This is a genomic window from Bacillus sp. MYb78 (assembly GCF_002975115.1).
Lineage (GTDB): Bacteria > Bacillota > Bacilli > Bacillales > Bacillaceae_G > Bacillus_A > Bacillus_A cereus.
Map to the genome: position 1 here is coordinate 447,712 of NZ_PCOB01000001.1, position 24,161 is coordinate 471,872.

Genomic DNA, 24,161 nt, shown 5'->3' on the forward strand with positions numbered 1-24,161 from the left:
TAAGTCCTCCTATTTCCCTGATAAGATTTCTTGCTCCATCATATTTACGATACTGAATATTTCGTCTTTTTTAGTTTTTAAGGCTGCCTTATTTACAATCATCCGAGCCGATATAGAGTGCATTTCCTCAAATACAATAAGTCCATTCTCTTGTAATGTTTTTCCTGTTTCAACAATATCTACAATCGCATCTGCCAATCCAAGAAGAGGAGCGATTTCTACAGAACCTTCTATTTTAATAATTTCTACATCCTCTCCCTTATCATGAAAATAAGTAGAAGTAATATGCGGGTATTTCGTAGCAATTCTTTTCTTCCGGTAACTCTTCGGATTATACGTAGGAATAGAAGCAACACAAAACTTACAAATCCCCACTCCTAAATCCAGCATTTCATAAATATCTTTCTCGTTTTCCATTAAAATATCTTTTCCAACGATCCCAATATCAGCTACCCCATGTTCTACATAAGTAGCAACATCAACCGCTTTTACTAAAATAAATGAAACATTTGTATTTTTACTTTGAAATACAAGCTTCCGACCTTTATTTTTGAGATCGGAACAATCAATTCCAATCTGCTCAAAAAGTGGAATGACATGTTTTTCTAACCTTCCTTTCGTTAACGCAATTTGAATGTTACGCATGAAGCCTCTCCTTCTTTCTGGACTACCCATTTCTCATTCCATACATATTCCACTAAATATTCATTCTTTGCCTCAACGACCGTTCCTATTTTATTTTTTCTTGCAAATTGAAAGGTATCGCTTAAATTAGAGAATAGAGATAACCAAGCATTTTTCCCATCCTTTCGAAGTAAATTTCGTAACCTTTCTGCTTCCGCTAATCTATTTAACTCATAATGAATCACAATATCAATTTGATTTCGTTCATATGGTTCTTGCTGCTCTTGCAGCGCCTTCACAATTTGATTTACTTGTACCGCGAGTCCAACAGCTGGCAGCATTTCTCCAAAATTCCCAATTAGCTCATCGTATCTTCCGCCACTAACGATTTCTTCTCCAATTTCATATATATATCCTTTGAAAATAACACCCGTATAGTAATCTAAGTGTTGAATCATGCCCAAATCAATTGATATGTAAGAACCATATCCTAACGTTTCAATTGTTTCATACATTTCTTTTACTCTTGCAATTGCCATTTTCATTTCATTACTTGAAGCAAGCTTTTCTGCCTCCTCAATAACTTCTAAATTTCCAAATAGCCTTGGTAATTTCTCAAGTAATCTTACTGTCTCATCGCATCGATCTAATTTCTTTTCTCCGATAAAATTTGAGAGGGCAGCATAATTTTTACTTTCTATATACGTTCTAAGTACCCTTTCTTCTTCATCATGGATGGAGAGCTTTTTTACAATACATTTATATAACTGTACTTGCCCAATCTCAATTGTAAAAGATTGCACCTTCAACTTTTGAAGTGCTTGAATGACACTTATTACACATTCAATTTCAGCTCTTACATTATCAATCCCGATAACTTCAATACCACTTTGTACGATTTCATTATATTTTCCAGAATGGGATTCATTGGCTCGAAATACATTCCCGCTATACGTCACTTTAAGTGGCGTATCCCATCTCTGTGTTCCAATCACTCTTGCTAAAGGAATTGTCATATCTGGACGTAAAACGATAATCCTTCCCTTTTCATCAAAAAATTTATACATTTTCTCTTCATCTATCGGTCTATTTTGAAATGCAAAAACATCATAAAATTCAATTGTAGGTGTTCTTATTTCCTCATAACCTCTCTCTAAAAAAGTAAGCCTTAATTTTTGCTCCACTTCTTCAATTAACGTACATTCTTCGAATAAATAATCTCTCGTTCCATTCGGGTTCGCCCGTTTCCATTTTGTCATCTAAATTTTCACACCTTTCCCCTTCTAATGTATGCCTATTCCATTCACCTAAGCCGAAAATAAAAAGAGCCTTGTAGACAAAATACCTACAAGGCTCTTCAGTAGAGTGTAGGTACAACGGGAATAACCCTTGTACCTACACGTTTTCACGCTAGGTTCAAGGGTTTCATGTATGATGATGTAGTTGTGTAAGCATTGTAATAGATTTTATTGTATTCATAATACTTACTCCCTTTCTCCTCTGATTTTCACATAGTATATAACAGTTAATTTTGAATGTAAATACATTTTTAATATTCCGTCACTTTTTTTTAATGTAAAGCCACTTTTCTTTCATACTCTTTTATTTCTTGTTCATATTGCATTGTAATACTAATTTCATCTAAACCATTCAATAACTTCTCTTTCCACATTTTCTCGATTGTAAAATGGAATCTGTGCATATTCGTTATAATTATTTCATTTTCTAAATCAACTGTGATTTGTTCCCTCGCATCTGTTTTTGCAAGTTGTTCACGCATATCTTTGTCCATTACAATCGGTAACATGCCATTCTTCATACAATTCATATAAAAGATATCGGCAAATCCTCCAGCGATAATAACGCGGAAACCATAATCAGCAAGCGCCCATGGAGCATGTTCTCTAGACGAGCCACATCCAAAATTATCACCTGTAATTAATATGCTGGCTCCTTTTCTTTCTTGCGCATTAAGCGGGAAATTAGGGTTTTCTTGGCGATTATTATCATATCGCCACTCATCAAATAAAAACTTCCCAAACCCAGTTCTTTCAATTCTCTTTAAATATTGCTTCGGAATAATTTGATCTGTATCAATGTTATCATTCATCAGTACTGCGGCAGTACCTTTATGAATACGAAATGGCTCCATCATAACTCTCCTTTCTAATATCAACAAAATGACCATGTAACGCAGCCGCTGCCGCCATTGCCGGGCTAACTAAATGCGTTCGTGCTCCCTTTCCTTGTCTTCCTTCAAAATTGCGATTTGACGTAGAGGCACAATGTTCTCCTTCAGGCACTTGATCTGGATTCATACCTAGACACATTGAGCATCCGGGCTCTCTCCATTCAAATCCAGCTTCTTCAAATATGCGATGTAATCCTTTATGCATCGCTGCTTCTCTTACCCTTTGGGATCCAGGTACAACAAGTGCTCGCACACCTTCTTTTACTTTTTTACCTTTCACGACAGATGCAGCAATTTCTAAATCAGAAAGCCTAGAATTTGTACAAGATCCAATGAAAACATGTTGAACTGGAATGTCATACGTACTTTGTCCGGGACTCAATCCCATATAAGAAAACGCTCTTTCGTCATTTGCATCATGCTTTTCTGGCAATTTCTCATCAATCCGAACACCCATACTAGGATTTGTTCCCCACGTAACGTACGGCGCTAAATCCGTAACATCTACTATAATATGTAAATCATAAACTGCATCTAAATCTGTATAAAGTTCCGACCATTTTTCCTTAATAGATTCATAGTCTTTCGGTGCATATTTACGTCCTTTTACGTAAGCAACCGTTTTTTCATCTGGTGCAATAATGCCAGCCTTCGCTCCCCCTTCAATTGCCATATTGCAAAGCGTCATCCTCTCTTCCATATCCATAGCATGAATGGCCTCTCCGTAAAACTCCATTACGTAACCTGTTCCAACTGCTACTCCGTACTTTGAAAGGAGATGTAAAATAATATCTTTCGCATAAACACCTTGCGGTAACTTTCCTTTTAACTCAATGCCCATCGCTTTCGGCTTTCGTTGCCATAACGTTTGCGTTGCCAATACATGTTCCACTTCACTCGTACCAATACCAAACGCTAGTGCGCCAAAAGCACCGTGTGTTGCTGTATGACTATCACCACAAACAATCGTTTTCCCTGGCTGTGTGAGTCCAAGTTCTGGTCCTATAACATGAACGATCCCTTGCTCTTCATCTCCGATATCCGCTAATGGCACCTGAAATTGTTTACAGTTTTCCCGAAGTGTATCTAGTTGCTGCTTCGCAATGCGATCGGTAATATTCCAAACATCTTTCGTTGGAATATTATGATCCATCGTTGCAAATGTTAAATCTGGTCTGCGGACTGTTCGATTTGTAAGCCGCAAGCCTTCAAAGGCTTGCGGTGACGTTACTTCATGAACAAGATGTAGATCGATATATAATAAATCCAATCCATTTTCATTTGTCGCAACTACATGTCTTTCCCAAAGCTTATCTAGTAACCTTTTCCCCATTATCTTCCTCTCCCTACTAACGCTTGCTCTTCCATTTCTTGAATAACTGCCTTTGTAAACGAAGTTGTCGTTTCAGTCCCCCCGATATCTGCTGTACATTTTCCAGATTTAAGAACTGCAGAAACTGCTTCTTCAATTGCATATCCTTCTCTCGTTAATCCGAACGATTGCCCAAGCATCATTGCAACAGAACGCATCATCGCAATTGGATTCGCCTTATTTTTCCCCGCAATATCCGGTGCTGATCCGTGAATAGGCTCGTATAATGAAGGCCCCTTTTCAGCGTGACTTGCTGATGGAAGCATTCCTAATGATCCAGCTAATACTGAAGCCTCATCACTTAAAATATCACCAAATAAATTTTCCGTTACAATAACGTCAAATCTTCCTGGATTCCGAATTAATTCCATAGCCGCTGCATCTACTAAAATGTGTTCTACTTCCACATTTGGGTAGCGAAGTGCTACTTCTTCTGTCACATTTCTCCATAGTTTACTAGACTCTAAAACATTCGCTTTATCAATAGATGTTACTTTTTTCTTCCGCTTATTTGCTAATTGAAAGGCATACGAAACGATACGTTCAATTTCATGTCGATGATACGTAAGTGTATCTGTCGCCACTTCTTCCGTTCGCTCTTTCGGATAAGAAAAATAAATTCCGCCTGTTAATTCACGAACGACAACGAAATCAATTTCATCAGCATTTTTTAATGGTGATAAATGTGCAGTTGCACTTTCTACCGTTACAGGGCGAACATTCGCAAATACACCGAGTCCTTTTCTTAATGCTAATAATCCTTTCTCAGGCCTTTCTTTCGCACTATCCCACCTTGGTCCACCTACTGCTCCAAGTAAAACCGCATCACTCGCTAAACAGGCGGCAAGTGTTCGCTGTGGTAATGGTTGCCCAGTTAAATCGATAGCAACACCACCAAAGTACTCATCTTGCAAATGAAAATGATGTCCATATAGCCTTTCTACCATATGCAATACTTCCTTCGCACTTTCCATAACTTCTGGACCAACACCATCACCAGCTAAACAAACGATACGTTTTTCCATTTTTAACACTCCTTTTAACTGAATTTCCAGAACTTTGATTTGATAGATGAGGAAAGCTTCTCTCACCTATCAAATATTTATTTCACAAGCGCTATAAGAGATTTTAATTTCCCTGCTGCATGGACATAAGCTCTCGCCGACGCTTCCAATACGTCTTGCGCAACTCCAAAACCTGATATTTGGTGACTACCTTCTTTTAATTCAACATGGACGTGAGCAAGTGCATCTTGACCTTGTGTAATAGATTGTATGCGATAATCTGCCAATTCACATTCTAATCCTAAAATTCTTTGAATCGCATTGTATATCGCTTCAATACTACCAGAACCAGTGGCTGCATCTTCATATACATTTCCTTCCTCATCCTTCAGCACAACTGTTGCGCATTGTGTACTATTTGATACGAAATGCACTTGTAATTGCGTAATGTTATATTGCTGGGCTGCAAATGCTGCTTCACCAAGCATAATTGCGCGTAAATCTTCCTCAGTAATTTCCTTTTTACGATCCGCCAATTTTTTAAATGCTTCGAATGCCGCATCTCGCTCTTCATTTGTAAATTCATAACCAAGCTCTTTCATTTTTTCCGTAAACGCATGACGGCCAGAATGTTTCCCAAGTACAAAGAGATTTTGAGATTCTCCTATAAGCGCTGGTTCGATAATTTCATAAGTTGTTACTTCTTTTAGAACCCCATCTTGGTGGATGCCTGATTCATGAGCAAATGCATTCGCTCCAACGATTGCTTTATTTTTCGGTACAACCATACCCGTTAACCTGCTTACTAATGTACTCGTTGCCTTAATCTCTTTTAAAGTCATCGAAGGTTCTGCTTTATAAAAATCTTTTCTAATATGAAGAGCAACCGCAACTTCTTCTAACGCTGCATTCCCTGCTCTTTCTCCAATGCCATTAATCGTTCCTTCTACTTGCACTGCTCCGCCTTCAACCGCAGCTAACGAATTTGCTACTGCCATACCAAGATCGTCGTGACAATGACAAGAAAAAATCGCTTTTTCATATGATGGAACGGATTCTTGTAAGTATCTAAAAAGAGAATAATATTCTTCCGGATTCGTATATCCAACTGTATCCGGAATATTAATTACATTCGCTCCTGCGCGAATCGCAGTTTCTACTGCTTCAGCTAAAAATGCTCTCGATGTTCTTGTCGCATCTTCTGCAGAAAATTGTACTGTCGGAAATAATGATTTTCCAAGCGTAACCGAACGATGAATACTATTTAACACATCTTCTTTTGACATACAAAGTTTATATTTCATATGAATATCACTCGTAGCTAGAAATACGTGTAGACGAGGAGATACAGCACCTTTCACAGCTTCATATGCTCTTCGAATGTCACTTTCTTTCGCTCTAGCTAAACTCATAACCGTAGCATTTTGAATTGTATTCGCGATGCGTTTTACCGATTGGAAGTCACCTTCGGAAGCTGCCGCGAATCCAGCTTCCATTACATGAATACCAAGCCTCTCTAATTGCCTAGCAATTTGTAACTTCTCTTGTTCATTTAAATTTACTCCTGGTGATTGTTCGCCATCACGAAGCGTTGTATCCATGAACAAAATCTGCTTCATATTATTTAATCCCTACCTTTACTCGCGGCTGTACGAAAGGCATCATTTCACGTAATTTACGTCCTACTACTTCGATTTCATGTTCATTCTCTTTCTCATTTGTCGCGTGGAAATTTGGTCTTCCTGCTTTATGCTCTGCAATCCAGCCTCTTGCAAATGTACCATCTTGAATTTCTGCTAATACTGCCCCCATCGCTTTCTTCGTATCTTCAGTAACAACGCGTGGTCCTGATACGAAGTCTCCCCACTGCGCTGTATCTGAAACTGAATATCTCATATTTTCAAGTCCACCTTCATACATAAGGTCAACGATTAGCTTCAGTTCATGTAAACATTCAAAATATGCAAGTTCAGGCTGGTATCCCGCATCAACTAACGTTTCAAATCCTGCTTTTACAAGTGCAGTCACTCCGCCGCAGAGTACAGCTTGCTCTCCAAATAAATCTGTTTCTGTTTCTTCTTTAAACGTCGTTTCTAATACACCAGCTCTCGTTGCTCCAATTCCGTCAGCATAAGAAAGTGCTTTTTCAGTCGCAACTCCTGTTGCATCTTGATATACTGCAAATAATGCAGGAACAGCCCCTCCCTCGGTGAACGTACGGCGTACGAGATGCCCCGGTCCTTTTGGCGCTACTAGAAATACATCTACATTAGCTGGTGGTTTTACTTGATCAAAGTGAACATTAAATCCATGTGCGAACACGAGAGAGTTTCCAGCCTGTAAATTTGGTGCAATTTCAGCTTCATATACTTCTGGTTGTAATTCATCAGGTAATAGAATCATTACTACATCAGCTTTTTCCGCTGCTTCTGCTACTGTATATACAGAAAACCCATCTTCATTCGCTTTATCCCAAGACTTACCTTTTCTTAAACCTACTACTACATCAAATCCGTTATCACGTAAATTTTGCGCATGCGCATGACCTTGCGAGCCATATCCGATGATTGCTACTTTCTTTTCCTTTAATACATTTACTGTTACATCTTTCTCATAATAAACTTTTGCCATTTTCATTTCCCCCTATATTTAAATGATTATTGAATTAACATAACTTGCTTATCTTGTTTTTTCATACTACGTGTAAATGCTGTTACACCTGTTCTAGCAATTTCTTTTAAACCGTATGGACGAAGTAATTCAATTAACGCTTCTACTTTATCTTGCGTACCTGTTACTTGCACAACTATGGAATCCTTCCCAACATCTATTACAGCGGCTCGAAATGGTTCAATTAAACTATATAATTCTGCCCTCGCTACAGAAGTTGCTACTTTAATAAGAGCAAGCTCTCTAGCAATCATTGCTTCTTCTGTAATATCTGATACTTTCAGAACATCGATTTGCTTATGAAGTTGTTTAATTAACTGCTCAACTTGCTGTTCACTTTCAACGTGTACAACAATCGTCATTCGCGATATATCTGATGATTCTGTATGACCTACTGAAATACTTTCAATATTAAAATGTCTTCGTGTCATAACCCCTGTAATTCTGTTTAACACACCACTTTGATTTCGAACTGTCGCTGTAACAATTCTCTTCACCCTTTTTCCACTCCCTCCATTTGGTGAACACCTTTTCCTGGTGCAACCATCGGCATAACCTTCTCTGATTGAAGTACACGACAATCGATTACGACTGGCTCTTGTAATTCGATCGCATGCTGGATTTGCTTCTTTGCAAGAAGTGGATCGTCAATACGAACACCTTTTATACCATACGCATTCGCAAGAGCGACGAAATCTGGTTGGCATGGCAATAAAGAATGTGAATATCTTTGATTGTAAAATTCATCTTGCCATTGTCTTACCATTCCTAAAGCTTCATTATTTAAAATAAATACTTTAACGGGTAAAGCGTGTTCTTTTAATACACTTAATTCTTGCAGAGTCATTTGAAACCCAGCATCACCAACAATTGCAATAACTAATTCTTCAGGATTTGCAATTTGCGCACCGATTGCTGCTGGAAATCCGAACCCCATCGTTCCTAATCCGCCAGAAGTTACCCATTTATCTGGATTTTTCAACGGATAGTATTGTGCTGCCCACATTTGATGTTGCCCAACGTCTGTTGTTACAATCGCTTCTCCTTTCGTGATTTCATATAGCATATCAATCGCGTATTGAGGTTTAATACTTTCAGAATTTCGTTTATAAGAGAATGGATACTTTTCTTTTCTACTCTTTAATAAAGAGAGCCATTCATGATGATTTTCTTTCTTTCCTTCTGATTGAAGCAATACTTCTAACGCCCGCTTAGCACTTGCAACAATAGGAATCTCTGTTGGCACATTTTTCCCGATTTCTGCTGGATCAATATCGATATGTGCAACAGTCGCCCCTTTAGCAAAAAAAGCTAAATTCCCAGTAAGACGATCGTCAAATCTCGCACCTATATTAATGAGTAAGTCGCATTCATATAACGCCATATTGGCTGTGTAAGAACCGTGCATTCCCCCCATCCCTAGAAATAGCCCATCATCTGGCGGAAAACCACCAAGTCCAAGTAACGTATGCACAACAGGGATTTCATATTTACGGGCAAAACTTGTCAATTCTTTCGAAGCTTTCGCATGCAGTATACCTGCTCCAGCTAAAATTAACGGTTTTTTTGCGGTTTCAATTGCTTGTAGTAATTTGTTTATTTGAAGTAGATTCGGTTCATAATTAGGGTTATATCCTGGTAAATCCATTTGTACATTGCTACATCGCTCACCTTTCTCGACTACCATATCTTTCGGAAGGTCAATAACGACTGGTCCTGGTCTTCCTGTTTTAGCAATATGAAATGCTTCTTTAATAATTCGAGGTAAATCTGAGGCCTTTCGCACTTGATAGTTATGTTTTGTCACTGGCATCGTAAGTCCCATAATATCCGCCTCTTGAAAAGCATCGCTCCCAATTAACGTTGTTGCTACTTGGCCTGTAAATACAACAAGTGGCAATGAATCAATCATCGCATCCGCTAGACCCGTAATTACATTTGTAGCACCTGGTCCACTCGTTGCAATTACAACCCCTGGGTTCCCTGTAATTCTGGCATACCCTTCAGCAGCGTGAATTGCCCCTTGCTCATGCCTTGTTAAAATATGCGGAATTTCACAATCATACAGTGCATCATAGAGAGGTAAAACGGCACCACCCGGATAACCGAAAATCACTTTTACGCCTTCCTTTTCTAGCGCTTCTAACAATAGCTGTGCACCAGTTGCCAGTTTCTCTTCCGTTTTTGAAGACATTGTTCTTATAAGCCCCCTTTTTCAAACTTTTATACAATAAAAAAATCCTACGTCCACACTCCAGCTATGTGCTGAAGGGACGAAAGATTTCGCGGTACCACCCTTCTTTGCAAGAATACTCTTGCCTCAGTGATCCATAAATGGATCTAGCTAATAACGGAGCTACCGTCTAAGCCTAGACAAATGCTTTAGCTTAGCACTCAAGGGCGATGTTCGTCGACGTGAACCATCGGTTTTCAGCAACCACCGACTCTCTGTGAGGCTTCACAATCAACTACTCCTCCCTATCAACGCTTTCTTATGTTAAAAAAGTTGTTATCCAACTTTATTTTCTTCGTAAATTTTCTCTCCATCTTCTACAACTAACTTACGAAACTCTTCTAATAAACGGTTCGTATGTGGACCTGTTTGCCCTAAGCCAATCGTTCTACCATCTACTGTCGTAACAGCAATAACTTCAGCAGCTGTTCCTGTTAAAAACACTTCATCAGCTACATATACATCATGTCTTGTAAATAACTCTTCTCTTACGTCATATCCAAGTTTTTCGCCGATTTCTAAAATGGCGTTTCGTGTAATACCTTCTAACGCTCCAGCAGAACTTGGTGGTGTAATTAATTTATTTCCTTTAACAATAAACACGTTATCTCCTGAGCCTTCAGCTACATATCCTTGATCATTTAACATAAGTGCTTCTTGTACTCCAGCTAATTTCGCTTCAATACGAACTAAAATATTGTTTAAGTAATTTAAAGATTTTACTTGAGGGGATAAAACATCGGGACGATTTCGACGCGTTGCAACTGTTACAACTGGAATCCCTTTCTCATAATATTCTTGTGGGAATAAAGATAATTGTTCTGCAATTACTACTACATTCGGCTTCTTACATGAATCGGGATCCAATCCAAGATTTCCTGCTCCTCTTGATACAACAAGGCGAATGTATCCATTAGATAATTTATTTTGTCGAATCGTCTCAACAACAATATTTGTTACTTCATCTAATGAATATGGAATTTCTAAAAGGATTGATTTTGCTGATTCATACAACCGGACAAGATGCTCTCTCAAACGGAAAACATTACCGCTATAAACTCTAATTCCTTCAAACACTCCATCGCCATATAAATAGCCATGATCATATACTGAAACTTTTGCCTCATCTTTTGGAACAAATTCTCCATTTAAGAAAATCCATTGCTCATTCACTAGAAGCGCCTCCTATGTTCTATGAATTTTTTATTGTTTCCTAGTTTACTCTCCTTTCTAAATAAATCAAGTGAATTTTTAGAAAATTTATAATTTTTAATCGTACGTACTTCTTTACTTATATTGATTTAACAACATTGTTAACGTTTACAAAAAGTCAAAAAATTTTTTTCGCCAATTTCCACTAAAAAAATATTTGTTTAAAAGAAGGATTTTCATCAATTGATACGAATCTATTGTATTCAATAAACGGACGTCCGATTTTATAAATCCGGGAATATATAACGACTTTTGCTGAAAAAGGGGGGAAATAACAAAAATAGCGCTGTCTAAAAATAACATTCATATTTTTCATTTCGTAATCATAATCCTATTTTTAAAAAACAATTTGTCAAAATGAAGGAGGAAATAAATATGGCGTGTGTACAAATTAAAGGAACGAGACAAGAGGTAGTAGAAATGCTGCAATTATTTGATCTAATGGATACGAAAGGTTTTTGTAAATTCGATAATTACGTAGAGGTAGAACCAAATACGCAAGAACATAATCATTTTATTGCTTCAATCGACATCCATTCAAATACTTCTTCTGCCCAAGATACATTAAACGATCAATTCGTTAGTCAAATGCTTACTGGCGTATATAACGACTAAACAAAGATTTACTTCCTACCGTCTTTTCATAAATGCAGTGAACTTGAGCATACTAGCAATTAGATGGTAGGAGGTGAGAATTATGGCTAGAATTGGCGTTGAAAACTCATTAACAGACGTTCAACAAGCTCTTCAGCAACAAGGTCATGAAGTTGTTACACTTAACTCAGAACAGGATGCACAAGGGTGTGATTGTTGCGTTGTAACTGGGCAAGATTCTAATGTGATGGGCATTGCAGATGCATCAATTAAAGGATCAGTCATTACAGCTCACGGTTTAACAACGGATGAAATTTGTCAACAAGTTGAAAGTCGCACTTAAAAAATGAAAGAGGACTCCTTTTAAAAGGAGTCCTCTTTTTTATATTCACCTAACGGGAAAGTAACATATACTGGATGAAAGCCCTACCTCTCTCTCATCATTACGGTTCCACTGACCGCTCCTTGATTCACTAGTATACATATATAGCTTACAAATACAATTTATAGGGTTTGTTCACAAAAGTTGTTGATAAAATTACCCGATCTTTCGCAAACTTTTCGTATTGCATTCATAAGAGATATTTACTTTACACTAGCTGTAACCGAGACACGAATTAAAATTCTAACACCAATACAATAGCTTGTCAATATTTTTCCGCAAATTAAAAACAGACATTAACGGTTTGTCTGTTTTAGAATGGAGCTTTTTCTTTTATTACATATACAACAAAGCCGCTTACTAACATAAATAAGCCAACTACTAAGTTTTTGATATTAATCATAAATTCCTCTCCCTTATTCCACACATCATATATATTTACATTTCAATTATTCCGATCATCCTAAAGCGCACTTTTTCTAATATATCATAATTCCTAAAAAATGCAAGTTCACTTTTGACGACCATTCACAAATTTATCTACAGTGCTTGGTACAGTATTTAAAGCCTTTTCAATTAAATGTGTACTGCTGTTGAGATGTAATACTTGCACCCCATTAGAACCAACTACTAAAAAAGCTACTGGACTAATAGAAACCCCAGCCCCGCTTCCTCCTCCAAATGGATGCCCTTGCTTGTTCTCTTTATGCTGATTTTGCCCACCGTTATGTTTTTCAGTAATGAAACCCCCTTTAAAATCACTTCCACCAGCTCCAAAACCAAAAGCCACTTGAGATACTGTTAATACAACATTTCCGTCAGCTGTTGAAACCGGGCTCCCAACAATTGTATTTACATCTACCATCTCTTTTAAATTTGTCATTGCCGTTTTCATTAAATTTTCAATTGGATGTTCCATTATGTATTGCACCCTTTCCTCATTATTCCTTTTTATACTTTCCAAAATAGAGGAAGTCATACTAACTTTTCCTATTTCAAGAAAACATTTTCCTCCTTTTAATAGATATTACTGCCCGTTAATGCGGGATAAAAAAGAAAAAGAGATACATACTACTATTGAACCTTGTTATGAAAGGAGCCATGACTTTGACTGAGAAATTTGATGATTATAAAAGAAGAGATAGAATAGATAGTGATTATAGTGACTATAAAGAAGAGTATGCCGCTGAGGTTGCACCACAACGCATTGATTATGATTACGATGATAAAGACGATAAAGATGTTGTAAAATCGTCCGCTGCTGGATCAACTGCTGGTTTTATCGCTCTTGCGCTATCTATCTTATCGCTATTTACATTCCCAACACTATTTGGTCTTGTTTCTGTTTTACTCGGTATTTACGCTTATAATCGCGGAGCTACTGTAACTGGCGGTATCGCTGCAGTTGTCGGTGGGATTGCTGCACTTATCGCAATTTTATTCCGAGTAGCACTTATTAGTTTACTGTTCTCCCTTTTCTAAAAAAGAAAAAGGTATCTCGCTTAACGCGGGATACCTTATCCTGTAAACACATCTTCCGATGGATATTTTATTTTTTGTTTTGCTGGTCGCGCTAAAGAGAACACAAGTGTTAATGGTCCAATTAATCCGCAGAACATAACAAACATAATAATACATTTTCCGAATGCCGATAGCTTTGCAGTAATTCCCATCGTTAATCCGACTGTACCAAACGCTGATATTGTCTCAAATAATAATTGAATAAAGCTGAAGTTTTCTGTAAGCATTAATATAAATACCGCTGCAAAAATAAGTATTTGACTGGCAACAGCAATCGCTAAGGCCCTCGTTACTGTCGACATTTTAATTGTACGCTGAAATAAAACAATTTCCTCCTTTTTTCTAAAGAAAGAAAGGACAGATGTAATTAAGATAACAAACGTTGTTAATTTAATTCCTCCACCTGTTGATACACTTCCTGCACCAATAAACATTAAAATCATCGTAAATAATATAGATGATTCTTCCATACCTCCATAGTCAACCGTATTAAATCCAGCTGTCCGCGGGGTAATACCTTGAAAGAAGGAAGCCCATAGTTTTTCATTTAAAGATAAATTCCCTAACGTCTTCACATTATTATATTCCAATACAAAAATTACAATCATTGCTATAACATTTAGCACTACTGTTCCAATAATCATTATTTTTGAGTGAAGTGATAATTTTCGAAAACTGCGACTATACCATATATCAATTAATACGGTAAAACCGAGTCCACCTATTACAATTAAAGAGCAAATCCCAATATTAATAATGGGATCTCCTACATATCTTGTTAAATTATCTGGCCATAAAGCAAAGCCTGCATTATTATAAGATGCAATTACATGAAAAATACTATAGTATAAACCTTTTCCAAAACCAAACTCTGGAATAAAGCGAAACGATAAAAAGATGACCCCAATAAGCTCAATACAAATCGAAAATATAAAGACACGCTTTACTAATTTTACAAGACCACCTATATTTGTTTGATTAAACGCTTCTCCAATTAATAAACGATGGCGTAATCCGATTTTTTTGCCTAATACCCAAACAATTAAAATGGCAATTGTCATAAGACCTAGACCACCTGTTTGAATTAAAAACATAATAACAATTTCGCCAAACATCGTAAATGTACTTGCTGTATCCACTACTCCCAAACCAGTTACGGTCGCTGCTGACGTTGCTGTAAAGAAAGCATCTACCCAACTAATATGTGCTTTCGTTGCGAATGGTAACTTTAATAACAAACCGCCAACCACAATTAAGCAGAAAAAACCTAACGCTAATATTTGTGGTGGGTTTAATCGTATAAGACGATTATACAGCCCTTGTTTTTTTGTTACTTCCATATCACTAACTCCCTTATTAAAGTGAAGCTTTCCCCTCATAAATAAAAAGCTTTTTAAAAGCCCTTAAAGAATTGGGACAAACCTTATATTCTTATAATATAGTTGAGCATAATCCTTTTTTTCATAGATTACAACTTTTATTTATATTCAGACTTCTTTTTTCTTTTATGCTGGAAAACTATATATCCTAACTCAATATTGCTAGCAATAACAATTTCATATGTACTATTTTTCAAATCCCCATATCTTTCACTCTATGTTCACATAGAGGTCCCATTCACCTTTTATAGTATATGTATCGAAGCTGTTCCTCCCTAATTTATAAGACATTCCCCAGTGTCTTTGAATAGCTTCCATCCCTAATTAAATTGACATAAATTGTCCCCTTCCCTTGACCATCTTATGTGATGGTCTTATTTTTTTGTCTTTCTATCTTTTATTTAAAACTTCCTCTCTCTTTCACTCTATGTTCACACAGAGGTCACATCCGCCTTTTATAGTATATATATCGAAGCTGTTCCTCCCTAATTTATAAGACATTCCCCAGTGTCTTTGAATAGCTTCCATCCCTAATTAAATTGACATAAATTGTCCCCTTCCCTTGACCATCTTATGTGATGGTCTTATTTTTTTGTCTTTCTATCTTTTATTTAAAACTTCCTCTCTCTTTCACTCTATGTTCACACAGAGGTCACATCTACCTTTTATATTATATGTATCGAAGTTGTTCCTCCCTAATTTATAAGACATTCCCCAGTGTCTTTGAACAGCTTCCATCCCTAATTAAATTGACATAAATTGTCCCCTTCCTTGACCATCTTATAAATGATGGTCTTATTTTTTTGTCTTTCTATCTTTTATTTAAAACTCCCTCTCTCTTTCACTCTATGTTCACATGAGAGTCACACCTATCTTTTATAGTATATGTATCGAAGTTGTTCCTCCCTAATTTATAAGACATTCCCCAGTGTCTTTGAACAGCTTCCATCCCTAATTAAATTGACATAAATTGTCCCCTTCCCTTGACCATCCTATGTGATGGTCTATTTTATTTTCCAAACACAAAATCAATCTATCTGTACTTAAATAAAAACCTAAAAATTCAGAAAATATTGTCAAATTAGGTATTTTTTCGGTATAATTACTTTAGGAAGGAATTTCGCAAAAACAAAAGGGGGATTTTATTGAGACAAACAAAAGCAATCTTAATCGCATTATTTCTAGGTCTAGTTGTTGGACTCACTCTAAATTTAGCCGCTCCATCTATCTTTGAGCCACTAAATCAATATGTGTTCAACCCAATTGGTCAATTGTTTATTCGACTTATTAAAATGCTAGTTGTTCCTGTTGTGTTCATTTCTATCGTACTTGGTGCTGCCGGCCTTGGAGATCTGAAACAACTTGGAAGAATCGGTTTAAAATCAATTTCATTCTTTCTCGTAACAACTGCGGTTGCCATCTCTATAGCGGTTACATTTGCACTTATTATAAAACCAGGAGCTGGCGGTAATTTTAAAACAGAAGGTCTTAAGTATGAAGGTGCAAAAACTGAAACATCTTTCGTCGACACATTGCTAAATATCGTACCAGATAACCCAGCAAAAGCGATGGCTGACGGAAACATGTTACAAATCATTGCCTTTGCCGTATTGATTGGACTCGGTATAGCTATTTTAGGAAAACGAGTTCAAGGTATCCATTCATTACTTGAACAGGGCAACGAATTAATGATGTATCTCGTTAATCTCGTTATGAAATTAGCCCCAATTGGAACATTCGGTTTGCTCGCTTCATCCGTTGGTAAAATGGGGCTTGCAGGCGTCGCTGCGATGTTCAAGTATATGATTGTCGTTATGTTAGTACTCATTATTCACGGGGTCTTTGTATATGGTGGCTTATTAAAGGTATTAGCAAAAGAAAGTATTGTTCGTTTCTTTAAACATTTCGGACCAGTAATGGCAATTGGATTTAGTACATCTAGCTCTAATGCATCGCTTCCATTTGCAATGAAAACAGCACAAGATAAGCTTGGCGTTCCAAAAGCGATAAGCTCATTTGTACAACCACTAGGGGCAACTATTAATATGGATGGTACTGCCATTATGCAAGGAGTAGCAACTGTATTTATCGCTCAAGTATACGGAGTTGAACTTACATTACCGCAATTAGCTATGGTCGTATTAACTGCTGTACTAGCTAGTCTCGGTACTGCTGGTGTACCAGGTGTTGGACTTGTAATGCTTACAATGGTTTTAAATCAAGTAAATCTACCAGTAGAAGGTATCGCTTTAATTATTGGTATTGACCGTATTCTAGATATGTCTAGAACAGCTGTAAACATTTCTGGGGATGCAATTTGCGCAATGATTGTCGCAAAATCAGAAGAAAAATATAATACTGATCAATCGGCAGCATCGTAAATCAAAAAAGGAGTGAATATATTCACTCCTTTTTTGATTTACTCCCTTTTTTAGAACGATATTCTTTCCCTTTATTATCATTACCAGTTTCAAATTCAGTGCTAAATTCCTGATTAAACTGGCCGGACTTTGGTGATCCTTGATTACCGCTCCCTTTACTACCGTTACGATTCGTCATATTTCTCCCTCCCTTCCTTGTATTAGTAGTATGGCGCTCTATCTTTTTTCATACACATTTTATTTTTTAACATCTATTACACACGAAAGAAGACCTTCCATATATAAGGAAGATCTTCTCTTTCATCACGTAAGCGTTTTCTCGTTTATAATCACTTAAATAAGTTTTTTGGAAATCGAAATCATTACATTCATTTCATCTTCTGAAAGTGTAGAGAATCTTTCTTGTAAATATTGTTTTTTCGCATCTTCCATTTTCGCAACTAAATCTTTCCCTTGTTCTGTAATCTCTAAATACACAACTCGGCGATCTGATGTAGAACGTGAACGAGTTACAAAACCTTTATTAATTAATTTTTCTGTAACAGCTGTAATATGACTATTCGACACATTTAATTCATTTGCTACACGCGATACCATTTCTTTATTCGTACGATTTAATATTCTCAGGACGATGAATTCATTCCACGGTATGTAACCACCGAATATTTTTCCGATATCATTACGCAATGTGCGAAACATAGCAAACACATTTGTCGATAGTTCTTCCATTAATTGCTCTCGATTTTGAGACAACTTTGACAGCTCCTTTTATTTCATTTAGTTAAATAAAAACCTTATTAATAATTTTACATGAAATCTTACTTTTTGTCACCTTATTTTCCCATAATTCGTAGTTTTTTAATATGTATTTCATGATAAAATGAAGTTAACTTCCAGAAAAAGGGGGTGTTTTAATGCATGAGGAGGAGAAATTCTCAAATCTCAGCCTAAAAGATAAAACGATTATCATTAGTATTATTGCTCTTTTTCTCATTATAATTTTTGCATTTATATTTTTTGTATATGTAGGAATCTTTCAAATTACAGGTATCGAGTATAGTTCACGTACTGCGTTACTTCTCTTTTTTTTATTAATCACTTTCTTAGACAGTATTACATTTTTCATCTTCAGTTTCTTCAAAGCGCTGCTATATCCACTGACACAAAACATGCCAAATTGGATTTCTATTACTCTTTTCTCATTCATTGAAATTACACTAGATTGGTTCGTCATTCATACTGCTGATGATTGGATAGAAAGCGTACAAATGTCCAACATAGCTGAATTATGTGTCGTACTATTCTTTTTCCTCTTAAATAAATTATTAAGTGACGAGAAAGAGTAAGAATACAAGCTTTTCTATATAAAAATTGGTACAATGAAAGCAAATCTTACTAAAGAGGTGTTAATTATGAACTTACAACAATGGGCTGATAAAGGTATGTCCTTTGATACATATGTGAATGAAATGCAAGTAAACCAATACGAGCTACTACACATTTACAATAACTTTTTAATTCCAAATGAATTACTTCCTGTATTAGAAGAACGTCAAAATGACGGCTGGCGTGTTATCGTATTAACTGCTGATTGGTGTGGCGATGCTCTTTTATGCGTACCTGTTATGAAACGAATTTCTGAAGTTGCAAATATTGAAATGAGTTTATTAATTCGCGACGAAAACTTAGAATTAATGGATCAATATTTAACAAATGGAACAGCACGTGCGATTCCAATCTTTATTTTCATTGATAAAGATGGAAATGAACAAGCCGTCTTTGGACCACGCGCTCCAAAAGTACAAGAATTAGTAACTTCAATGCGCGCTACATTACCTGAAAAAGAAGATCCAACATTCGAAGAAAAACAAAAAGAAATGTATGCTAATTTCCGTGCTACATTAGCTGATGATACTTCTCTTTGGGAGCATGTAATGGAAAATATGGTGGAAAAAATAGTAAAATAAAAAAACCTGCCGAGCTCGGCAGGTTTTTTTATTACATAATGAAGAAATAGAATACCGCAGCTAAAATGAAACGATAATAAGCGAACGGTGTTAGTTTTACACGAGATAATAATTTCAAGAATGAAACAATTGCAAGCATCGCAACAACGAATGCAGTTACAAATCCTGTTACAAATAGCGTTATATCTGCTGAGCTTAATACATCCCAGCTTTTAATTAAATCTAATCCACTTGCAGCTACCATCATCGGTACCGCTAAAATGAACGTATATTCAGCTGCCGCTGTATGCGACACGCGAGCTAATAAACCACCACTGATTGTAGAACCAGAACGAGAAAATCCTGGCCAAAGAGCTAAACATTGAAACATTCCAATTGTAAATGCCTGTTTATATGTGATTTCATCTAACGTTCTTGCTGTACTTGGTTTTGAAAACTTCTCAGCAACAATCATTAAAATACCACCGGCTACTAAGCTAATAACAACTGGTCCTGGACCAAATAAAACCTCTTTAATAGTGCTATGGAATAATACACCAAGTATCCCGGCAGGAATCATCCCGATAATAATATGTAATAAATTTAACGATGGTCCGTCTGTTACTTTACCTATTCCAACTAACGACCATAGACGCTTCCAAAATATAACAACAACTGCTAAAATCGATCCCAATTGGATAACAACTTCAAAAACTTTCGCTCTCTCATCGTCAAATCCAATTAAATGTCCTGTTAAAATCATATGTCCTGTTGATGATACTGGTAGAAACTCTGTTAACCCTTCAACAGCACCCATGATTAAACCAATTAACCAATCAGCCACAAGTAGTGCCTCCTTAATAACAAATAATATGTAATTTTTTCACACCTTATCATAATACCTTATCCCTTTTCAAAGTGCATCCTTTTTTTATTGGTTTCATATGTTGTAGGCGCGTATTTCTTTTCTAATCTTTGATTAAATTGTATGATAGTAAGAGTTTGTTTTTTTATATGGAAAGGGGATTTTATGAAAGAAACTACTTCATTTTCACAAAAGTTAAAGCAATTTGTATTACTATTTTTTCCGATTTTCGTAACGCAAATGTCATTATTTGCGATGAGTTTTTTTGATACAACAATGTCAGGACATGCAAGTCCAACTGATTTAGCAGGTGTTGCAATTGGAACAAGTATATGGCTTCCAGTTAGTACGGGATTAACAGGAATTTTAATGGCTACTACTCCCATTGTTGCACAACTCGTCGGATCCAAGAAAAAAAAGGACGTTCCCCACGTTGTCATACAAGCAGTTTATTTAGCAATTTGTGCTAGCTTCGTTGTTATCCTCATCGGTTTCTTCGTCGTTTCACCTATTTTAAACGGCATGCGCTTAGAAGAACCTGTGGAACGAATTGCAGCTCAATTTTTAAGTATTATCGCAATAGGAATTATACCTTTATTCACTTACACTGTTTTACGTGGATTTATTGATGCATTAGGAAAAACTCGAACAACGATGATTATTACATTACTATCATTACCAATTAACGTAATATTAAATTACCTATTAATTTTTGGTAACTTCGGTTTCCCAAAGCTTGGTGGTGTCGGAGCAGCAATTGCTTCCACTGCAACATATTGGTGCATTTTAATTATTACAGTCATTATTATTCAGACGAAAGAGCCTTTTGCCTCTTTCAACATTTTCAAACAATTATATCGCCCTTCTCTTTCTAGTTGGACAGCATTCTTAAAGCTTGGCGTTCCTATCGGATTTGCTATCTTTTTTGAAACGAGTATTTTCGCTGCGGTAACGCTCATGATGAGTAATTTTAGTACGACAACTATTGCAGCTCACCAAGCAGCTATGAACTTTGCTTCCTTGTTATATATGACTCCGCTCAGTTTAGCAATGGCAATGACTATTGCAGTCGGATTCGAAGTTGGAGCAAAACGTTACGATAATGCAAAACAATACGGACTGATTGGAATTGGATTAGCCCTTGCCTTTGCTTTATTATATTCAATTCTTCTCTACTTCTTTGATAATCAAATTGCTTCTATTTATACGACAGATGCAAAAGTTCATCATTTAGCAAAAGAATTTCTTATCTTTGCGATTTTATTTCAAATTTCAGATGCAATTGCAACCCCTGTACAAGGAGCTCTGCGTGGTTATAAAGATGTAAATGTTGCTCTAATTATGACTTTAATTGCTTATTGGATAATAGGTCTACCACTAGGTTACATATTAGCAACATATACAGAATGGGCCGCAAAAGGTTATTGGATCGGTCTTATTATCGGTCTAGCATTTGGCGCTGCCTTCCTCCTTATCCGTCTCTTTCAAGTACAACGAAAATATACAACACAAAACAGCCGCTAATAATAAAGCGGCTGTTTTCTTTATGCATATTTTTTCTTGTAACGTATAATATAATGAAAAAGAAAGGTGGGTACATATGGACGACAAAGAAAAAAAGCAATCATTCGATGAAGAATTTGCCCCTGAAATTTCACCTGGATATCGGCAAGATGTACATAAGCCACCTAAATATAAAAACACTTCGTTTTTAATGGGCATTACCATTTTCGCTGCTGTATTACTCATACTTATCATTTTCGTTTATTTTTGATGAAAGGTGGCCTATTATATGAAGAAACAAAATTCCAATCGTTCCAAAAGAACTGTTAAAACACAAAAAGGATATGCAGGCGATTCTGTTCATACACTTAAACAAGTGGAGCAAGGAAATTTATATATTGCTCAAAAAGAACTTGGTCAACAAAATGAAAATCTTTAAAGGTCCTTGATTCCTTAAGGGCCTTTTTATTCCGCATTAAGTAGTACACCCCAAAATGATCTATTGAGCAATGAATTTCCTTTATTGTACGCGCTGCTTTTGTTCTAGCACCATAAATATATTATTAACCTTTACAATTTTCACTTCATAATTCAATTTCATTTCGCTTCTCTTACCATTTTCAGTACCCGCAACGTACGCTACAGCTTGATAGAGAAAACTCTCATCTTTCTCTTCACGTATCTCCTCGTTTGTAAATTTATACTCTAACTCTTGAAAACGATTTGGATAATAATTTCCCATTAATTGTTCATACCCTCTATTTAAAAATATTTCTTCACCTTTTCGTTTCACATCTTCTTTATTATTAAACTCAAACACTGATAGTTGTTCAGTCACAAAATGCTCTCCTACCTTTTTCATTTCATTATGAGTTAAATTTTCTATACTTTTATTCTTTAACTCCTTATTTAATCCGTACTGATCAATCGGTTTAAAGGTAGCAAAAACCTCCTCTTTATATGACCAAAACAATACAAAAGCGATACATAGAGAAATGATTAACAGTCTTTTTTTCGTAATACTCCCGCCCTTCTTCATAATGATAGCTATATTTTAACATATAGAAAGAAAATTCTGATATTATAAAGTAGAATAACTTAACTCAGAAACGAGGAACAATTATGGACTCTTACAAACATTATATAAAAGAAGCTTTGCCTAATCTTTCTATACATTCATATAAACAAAATGAAGAAGGTTGGGATAATATAGCAATTATAGTAAATGATGAGCTACTGTTTCGTTTCCCGCGAAAACAGGAATTTGCAATGCGAATTCCGTTAGAAAAAGAACTATGCACAATTCTCACTCAATCACTACAAGAAATCGAAGTTCCACAATATCACCTAATTTATAAAAATGAATCTGATGAGGTTCCTCTTTGTAGTTACTATACTCTCATTCATGGTGAACCTTTAAAAACAGAAATAGTTACTACACTAGAAAAACAAGAACGAAAAGCACTTATTACACAATTAGCAACTTTCCTTGCTGCTCTACATAGTATTCCTCTAAAAAGTGTTACAGCGTTAGGATTCCCTATTGAAAAAACACTTACCTACTGGAAAGAGCTACAAACTAAATTAAATCAGTATGTTACTAACAATCTTACTTCGTTCCAGAAATCAGCCTTAAATCGTTTATTCGAGAATTTCTTTGCCTGTCTAGCTACATCTAAATTTCAAAATACAATCATTCACGCTGATTTTACACATCATCACATTTTATTTAACAAGCAGAACAAACGCATTTCAGGTGTTATCGATTTTGGTGATGCGCAAATTGGCGATCCTGCTTTTGATTTTGCAGGACTATATTATGATTTCGGACATGAGTTTACTACATCTGTATATGAACAGTACAGTACACTTATTTCTCATCATGATCCATTACTCATTCACCGCATTACTACCTTTTATCAATATAGTCCTTTACTACATAATATTATTTATAACTTTGAATCAGAGAATGAACTCGAATTCATTACAAGTACAGAACAACTAAAAACGATATTACAGGGATGAGATTACATTCTCTCCCTATATACTCTCTCCTCATACATCATTAACTTTTTATCCATTTCAACAATAACTTTATACAATTGAAATGCCTGTAAAATTTGCAGTTGAATTTCAAAAGGAGCATTTTGTTCTTTTAACCATTGAAATACTTTCGTTTCATCTTTCATTGATTATTCCTCCCTTTATCCCGCTATTTGCGGGTAGCCCGATTGACCCCCACTGATTAAAGTTTCACTTTATTAAAATCTGCTACAAATATACC

Annotated in this window: 28 protein-coding genes and 1 other annotated feature; of the genes, 10 read left to right on the forward strand and 18 right to left on the reverse strand. The window is 36.1% G+C overall.

The window, feature by feature from the left end; all coding sequences use genetic code 11:
- Window positions 1–9 precede the first annotated feature (9 nt).
- From hisG to ilvE, 10 genes are all read right to left on the reverse strand, one after another.
- Window positions 10–645: an ATP phosphoribosyltransferase gene (gene hisG, locus CQ064_RS02385; protein ID WP_001244467.1), complete on the reverse strand. Its 636-nt coding sequence runs from the start codon at window positions 643–645 to the stop codon at window positions 10–12.
- Window positions 621–1,883: an ATP phosphoribosyltransferase regulatory subunit gene (locus tag CQ064_RS02390; protein WP_000170292.1), complete on the reverse strand. Its 1,263-nt coding sequence runs from the start codon at window positions 1,881–1,883 to the stop codon at window positions 621–623. Before CQ064_RS02390 ends, hisG begins: the two co-directional genes overlap by 25 nt.
- Before the next feature lie 311 nt (window positions 1,884–2,194).
- Window positions 2,195–2,776 carry a 3-isopropylmalate dehydratase small subunit gene (leuD, locus tag CQ064_RS02395; protein WP_000433187.1) on the reverse strand — a complete coding sequence of 194 codons (582 nt, stop codon included), beginning with the start codon at window positions 2,774–2,776 and terminating at the stop codon, window positions 2,195–2,197.
- Window positions 2,754–4,148: a 3-isopropylmalate dehydratase large subunit gene (gene leuC / locus CQ064_RS02400; protein ID WP_000518098.1), complete on the reverse strand. Its 1,395-nt coding sequence runs from the start codon at window positions 4,146–4,148 to the stop codon at window positions 2,754–2,756. Before leuC ends, leuD begins: the two co-directional genes overlap by 23 nt.
- The gene (leuB, locus tag CQ064_RS02405; RefSeq protein WP_000415378.1) at window positions 4,148–5,212 is read right to left on the reverse strand and encodes a 3-isopropylmalate dehydrogenase; all 1,065 of its coding nucleotides are present in this window, start codon (window positions 5,210–5,212) and stop codon (window positions 4,148–4,150) included. Before leuB ends, leuC begins: the two co-directional genes overlap by 1 nt.
- A 77-nt stretch (window positions 5,213–5,289) precedes the next feature.
- Window positions 5,290–6,810 carry a 2-isopropylmalate synthase gene (gene leuA / locus CQ064_RS02410; RefSeq protein ID WP_000809597.1) on the reverse strand — a complete coding sequence of 507 codons (1,521 nt, stop codon included), beginning with the start codon at window positions 6,808–6,810 and terminating at the stop codon, window positions 5,290–5,292.
- A gap of 1 nt (window position 6,811) precedes the next feature.
- Window positions 6,812–7,822: a ketol-acid reductoisomerase gene (gene ilvC / locus CQ064_RS02415; protein WP_001151744.1), complete on the reverse strand. Its 1,011-nt coding sequence runs from the start codon at window positions 7,820–7,822 to the stop codon at window positions 6,812–6,814.
- 26 nt (window positions 7,823–7,848) lie between these two features.
- Window positions 7,849–8,358 carry an acetolactate synthase small subunit gene (gene ilvN, locus CQ064_RS02420; RefSeq protein WP_000822952.1) on the reverse strand — a complete coding sequence of 170 codons (510 nt, stop codon included), beginning with the start codon at window positions 8,356–8,358 and terminating at the stop codon, window positions 7,849–7,851.
- Window positions 8,355–10,055: an acetolactate synthase large subunit gene (ilvB, locus tag CQ064_RS02425; RefSeq protein ID WP_000095870.1), complete on the reverse strand. Its 1,701-nt coding sequence runs from the start codon at window positions 10,053–10,055 to the stop codon at window positions 8,355–8,357. Before ilvB ends, ilvN begins: the two co-directional genes overlap by 4 nt.
- A 72-nt stretch (window positions 10,056–10,127) precedes the next feature.
- Window positions 10,128–10,355, reverse strand: a binding site (T-box leader).
- A gap of 15 nt (window positions 10,356–10,370) precedes the next feature.
- On the reverse strand, window positions 10,371–11,267 hold the full coding sequence (gene ilvE, locus CQ064_RS02430) for a branched-chain-amino-acid transaminase (RefSeq protein ID WP_001005486.1): 897 nt from the start codon (window positions 11,265–11,267) through the stop codon (window positions 10,371–10,373).
- 414 nt (window positions 11,268–11,681) lie between these two features.
- Here ilvE and CQ064_RS02440 point away from each other — a divergent pair, with 414 nt between their 5' ends.
- Both CQ064_RS02440 and CQ064_RS02445 read left to right on the forward strand, forming a co-directional pair.
- The gene (locus CQ064_RS02440) at window positions 11,682–11,921 is read left to right on the forward strand and encodes a DUF3911 family protein (RefSeq protein ID WP_000752514.1); all 240 of its coding nucleotides are present in this window, start codon (window positions 11,682–11,684) and stop codon (window positions 11,919–11,921) included.
- 82 nt (window positions 11,922–12,003) lie between these two features.
- A complete protein-coding gene (locus tag CQ064_RS02445; protein WP_000101021.1) occupies window positions 12,004–12,243 on the forward strand; it encodes a YkuS family protein in 240 nt (79 codons plus the stop codon).
- A 352-nt stretch (window positions 12,244–12,595) separates the two neighbouring features.
- On the opposite strand, the gene CQ064_RS02455 is transcribed toward CQ064_RS02445, so the two are convergent.
- Window positions 12,596–12,685, reverse strand: a complete 90-nt coding sequence (locus CQ064_RS02455) for a hypothetical protein (RefSeq protein ID WP_000608227.1) — start codon at window positions 12,683–12,685, stop codon at window positions 12,596–12,598.
- A 108-nt stretch (window positions 12,686–12,793) separates the two neighbouring features.
- Complete coding sequence (gene ytfJ / locus CQ064_RS02460) at window positions 12,794–13,261, reverse strand: GerW family sporulation protein (RefSeq protein ID WP_002093915.1); 468 nt, start codon at window positions 13,259–13,261, stop codon at window positions 12,794–12,796.
- A gap of 128 nt (window positions 13,262–13,389) precedes the next feature.
- On the opposite strand from ytfJ, the gene CQ064_RS02465 reads away from it, so the two are divergent.
- Window positions 13,390–13,764, forward strand: a complete 375-nt coding sequence (locus CQ064_RS02465) for a hypothetical protein (protein WP_000136547.1) — start codon at window positions 13,390–13,392, stop codon at window positions 13,762–13,764.
- A gap of 35 nt (window positions 13,765–13,799) precedes the next feature.
- Here CQ064_RS02465 and CQ064_RS02470 read toward each other — a convergent pair whose 3' ends face one another.
- The gene (locus tag CQ064_RS02470; protein WP_000454115.1) at window positions 13,800–15,143 is read right to left on the reverse strand and encodes a TrkH family potassium uptake protein; all 1,344 of its coding nucleotides are present in this window, start codon (window positions 15,141–15,143) and stop codon (window positions 13,800–13,802) included.
- 1,184 nt (window positions 15,144–16,327) lie between these two features.
- Between CQ064_RS02470 and CQ064_RS02475 the strand changes: the two genes are divergently transcribed.
- Window positions 16,328–17,563 carry a dicarboxylate/amino acid:cation symporter gene (locus CQ064_RS02475; RefSeq protein WP_001250064.1) on the forward strand — a complete coding sequence of 412 codons (1,236 nt, stop codon included), beginning with the start codon at window positions 16,328–16,330 and terminating at the stop codon, window positions 17,561–17,563.
- A 22-nt stretch (window positions 17,564–17,585) separates the two neighbouring features.
- On the opposite strand, the gene CQ064_RS02480 is transcribed toward CQ064_RS02475, so the two are convergent.
- Both CQ064_RS02480 and CQ064_RS02485 read right to left on the reverse strand, forming a co-directional pair.
- Window positions 17,586–17,741, reverse strand: a complete 156-nt coding sequence (locus CQ064_RS02480) for a hypothetical protein (protein WP_000184928.1) — start codon at window positions 17,739–17,741, stop codon at window positions 17,586–17,588.
- A gap of 155 nt (window positions 17,742–17,896) precedes the next feature.
- Window positions 17,897–18,316, reverse strand: a complete 420-nt coding sequence (locus CQ064_RS02485; RefSeq protein WP_000081434.1) for a MarR family winged helix-turn-helix transcriptional regulator — start codon at window positions 18,314–18,316, stop codon at window positions 17,897–17,899.
- Window positions 18,317–18,477: 161 nt separating this feature from the next.
- Between CQ064_RS02485 and CQ064_RS02490 the strand changes: the two genes are divergently transcribed.
- Together CQ064_RS02490 and CQ064_RS02495 are read left to right on the forward strand one after the other, a co-directional pair.
- Window positions 18,478–18,909: a YrvL family regulatory protein gene (locus CQ064_RS02490; protein WP_000544072.1), complete on the forward strand. Its 432-nt coding sequence runs from the start codon at window positions 18,478–18,480 to the stop codon at window positions 18,907–18,909.
- Window positions 18,910–18,942: 33 nt separating this feature from the next.
- Complete coding sequence (locus CQ064_RS02495; RefSeq protein ID WP_002040836.1) at window positions 18,943–19,530, forward strand: thioredoxin family protein; 588 nt, start codon at window positions 18,943–18,945, stop codon at window positions 19,528–19,530.
- A 31-nt stretch (window positions 19,531–19,561) separates the two neighbouring features.
- Here the strand turns inward: CQ064_RS02495 and uppP are convergent, their stop codons facing one another.
- Window positions 19,562–20,353, reverse strand: coding sequence for a bacitracin resistance undecaprenyl-diphosphatase (gene uppP, locus CQ064_RS02500; protein ID WP_000796253.1), 792 nt, complete (start codon window positions 20,351–20,353; stop codon window positions 19,562–19,564).
- Between the two features lie 186 nt (window positions 20,354–20,539).
- On the opposite strand from uppP, the gene CQ064_RS02505 reads away from it, so the two are divergent.
- The 3 genes from CQ064_RS02505 (at window position 20,540) to CQ064_RS33290 (ending at window position 22,316) form a co-directional block, all read left to right on the forward strand.
- The gene (locus CQ064_RS02505) at window positions 20,540–21,898 is read left to right on the forward strand and encodes an MATE family efflux transporter (RefSeq protein WP_000665559.1); all 1,359 of its coding nucleotides are present in this window, start codon (window positions 20,540–20,542) and stop codon (window positions 21,896–21,898) included.
- 76 nt (window positions 21,899–21,974) lie between these two features.
- On the forward strand, window positions 21,975–22,148 hold the full coding sequence (locus CQ064_RS02515; protein WP_000341062.1) for a hypothetical protein: 174 nt from the start codon (window positions 21,975–21,977) through the stop codon (window positions 22,146–22,148).
- 18 nt (window positions 22,149–22,166) lie between these two features.
- Window positions 22,167–22,316: a hypothetical protein gene (locus CQ064_RS33290; RefSeq protein ID WP_000744623.1), complete on the forward strand. Its 150-nt coding sequence runs from the start codon at window positions 22,167–22,169 to the stop codon at window positions 22,314–22,316.
- An 81-nt stretch (window positions 22,317–22,397) separates the two neighbouring features.
- On the opposite strand, the gene CQ064_RS02525 is transcribed toward CQ064_RS33290, so the two are convergent.
- Complete coding sequence (locus CQ064_RS02525; protein ID WP_000715258.1) at window positions 22,398–22,916, reverse strand: hypothetical protein; 519 nt, start codon at window positions 22,914–22,916, stop codon at window positions 22,398–22,400.
- Window positions 22,917–22,999: 83 nt separating this feature from the next.
- On the opposite strand from CQ064_RS02525, the gene CQ064_RS02530 reads away from it, so the two are divergent.
- Window positions 23,000–23,902, forward strand: coding sequence for an aminoglycoside phosphotransferase family protein (locus tag CQ064_RS02530; protein ID WP_000378973.1), 903 nt, complete (start codon window positions 23,000–23,002; stop codon window positions 23,900–23,902).
- A gap of 2 nt (window positions 23,903–23,904) precedes the next feature.
- Here CQ064_RS02530 and CQ064_RS33295 read toward each other — a convergent pair whose 3' ends face one another.
- The gene (locus CQ064_RS33295; RefSeq protein WP_000651086.1) at window positions 23,905–24,066 is read right to left on the reverse strand and encodes a hypothetical protein; all 162 of its coding nucleotides are present in this window, start codon (window positions 24,064–24,066) and stop codon (window positions 23,905–23,907) included.
- Between the last annotated feature and the right edge of the window lie 95 nt (window positions 24,067–24,161).

Bases quoted from the DNA above. Each gene is read 5' to 3' on its own strand.
- CQ064_RS02390 (WP_000170292.1), bottom strand. From the start codon at position 1,883: ATGACAAAATGGAAACGGGCGAACCCGAATGGAACGAGAGATTATTTA.
- CQ064_RS02495 (WP_002040836.1), top strand. From the start codon at position 18,943: ATGAAAGCAAATCTTACTAAAGAGGTGTTAATTATGAACTTACAACAA.
- CQ064_RS02530 (WP_000378973.1), top strand. From the start codon at position 23,000: ATGGACTCTTACAAACATTATATAAAAGAAGCTTTGCCTAATCTTTCT.
- leuD (WP_000433187.1), bottom strand. From the start codon at position 2,776: ATGGAGCCATTTCGTATTCATAAAGGTACTGCCGCAGTACTGATGAAT.
- CQ064_RS02515 (WP_000341062.1), top strand. From the start codon at position 21,975: ATGGACGACAAAGAAAAAAAGCAATCATTCGATGAAGAATTTGCCCCT.
- CQ064_RS02455 (WP_000608227.1), bottom strand. From the start codon at position 12,685: ATGATTAATATCAAAAACTTAGTAGTTGGCTTATTTATGTTAGTAAGC.
- CQ064_RS02440 (WP_000752514.1), top strand. From the start codon at position 11,682: ATGGCGTGTGTACAAATTAAAGGAACGAGACAAGAGGTAGTAGAAATG.
- CQ064_RS02480 (WP_000184928.1), bottom strand. From the start codon at position 17,741: ATGACGAATCGTAACGGTAGTAAAGGGAGCGGTAATCAAGGATCACCA.
- ilvC (WP_001151744.1), bottom strand. From the start codon at position 7,822: ATGGCAAAAGTTTATTATGAGAAAGATGTAACAGTAAATGTATTAAAG.
- CQ064_RS02525 (WP_000715258.1), bottom strand. From the start codon at position 22,916: ATGAAGAAGGGCGGGAGTATTACGAAAAAAAGACTGTTAATCATTTCT.
- CQ064_RS33295 (WP_000651086.1), bottom strand. From the start codon at position 24,066: ATGAAAGATGAAACGAAAGTATTTCAATGGTTAAAAGAACAAAATGCT.
- leuC (WP_000518098.1), bottom strand. From the start codon at position 4,148: ATGGGGAAAAGGTTACTAGATAAGCTTTGGGAAAGACATGTAGTTGCG.
- CQ064_RS02505 (WP_000665559.1), top strand. From the start codon at position 20,540: ATGAAAGAAACTACTTCATTTTCACAAAAGTTAAAGCAATTTGTATTA.
- hisG (WP_001244467.1), bottom strand. From the start codon at position 645: ATGCGTAACATTCAAATTGCGTTAACGAAAGGAAGGTTAGAAAAACAT.
- ilvB (WP_000095870.1), bottom strand. From the start codon at position 10,055: ATGTCTTCAAAAACGGAAGAGAAACTGGCAACTGGTGCACAGCTATTG.
- CQ064_RS02490 (WP_000544072.1), top strand. From the start codon at position 18,478: ATGCATGAGGAGGAGAAATTCTCAAATCTCAGCCTAAAAGATAAAACG.
- CQ064_RS02470 (WP_000454115.1), bottom strand. From the start codon at position 15,143: ATGGAAGTAACAAAAAAACAAGGGCTGTATAATCGTCTTATACGATTA.
- CQ064_RS33290 (WP_000744623.1), top strand. From the start codon at position 22,167: ATGAAGAAACAAAATTCCAATCGTTCCAAAAGAACTGTTAAAACACAA.
- leuA (WP_000809597.1), bottom strand. From the start codon at position 6,810: ATGAAGCAGATTTTGTTCATGGATACAACGCTTCGTGATGGCGAACAA.
- leuB (WP_000415378.1), bottom strand. From the start codon at position 5,212: ATGGAAAAACGTATCGTTTGTTTAGCTGGTGATGGTGTTGGTCCAGAA.
- ytfJ (WP_002093915.1), bottom strand. From the start codon at position 13,261: ATGACTTCCTCTATTTTGGAAAGTATAAAAAGGAATAATGAGGAAAGG.
- CQ064_RS02445 (WP_000101021.1), top strand. From the start codon at position 12,004: ATGGCTAGAATTGGCGTTGAAAACTCATTAACAGACGTTCAACAAGCT.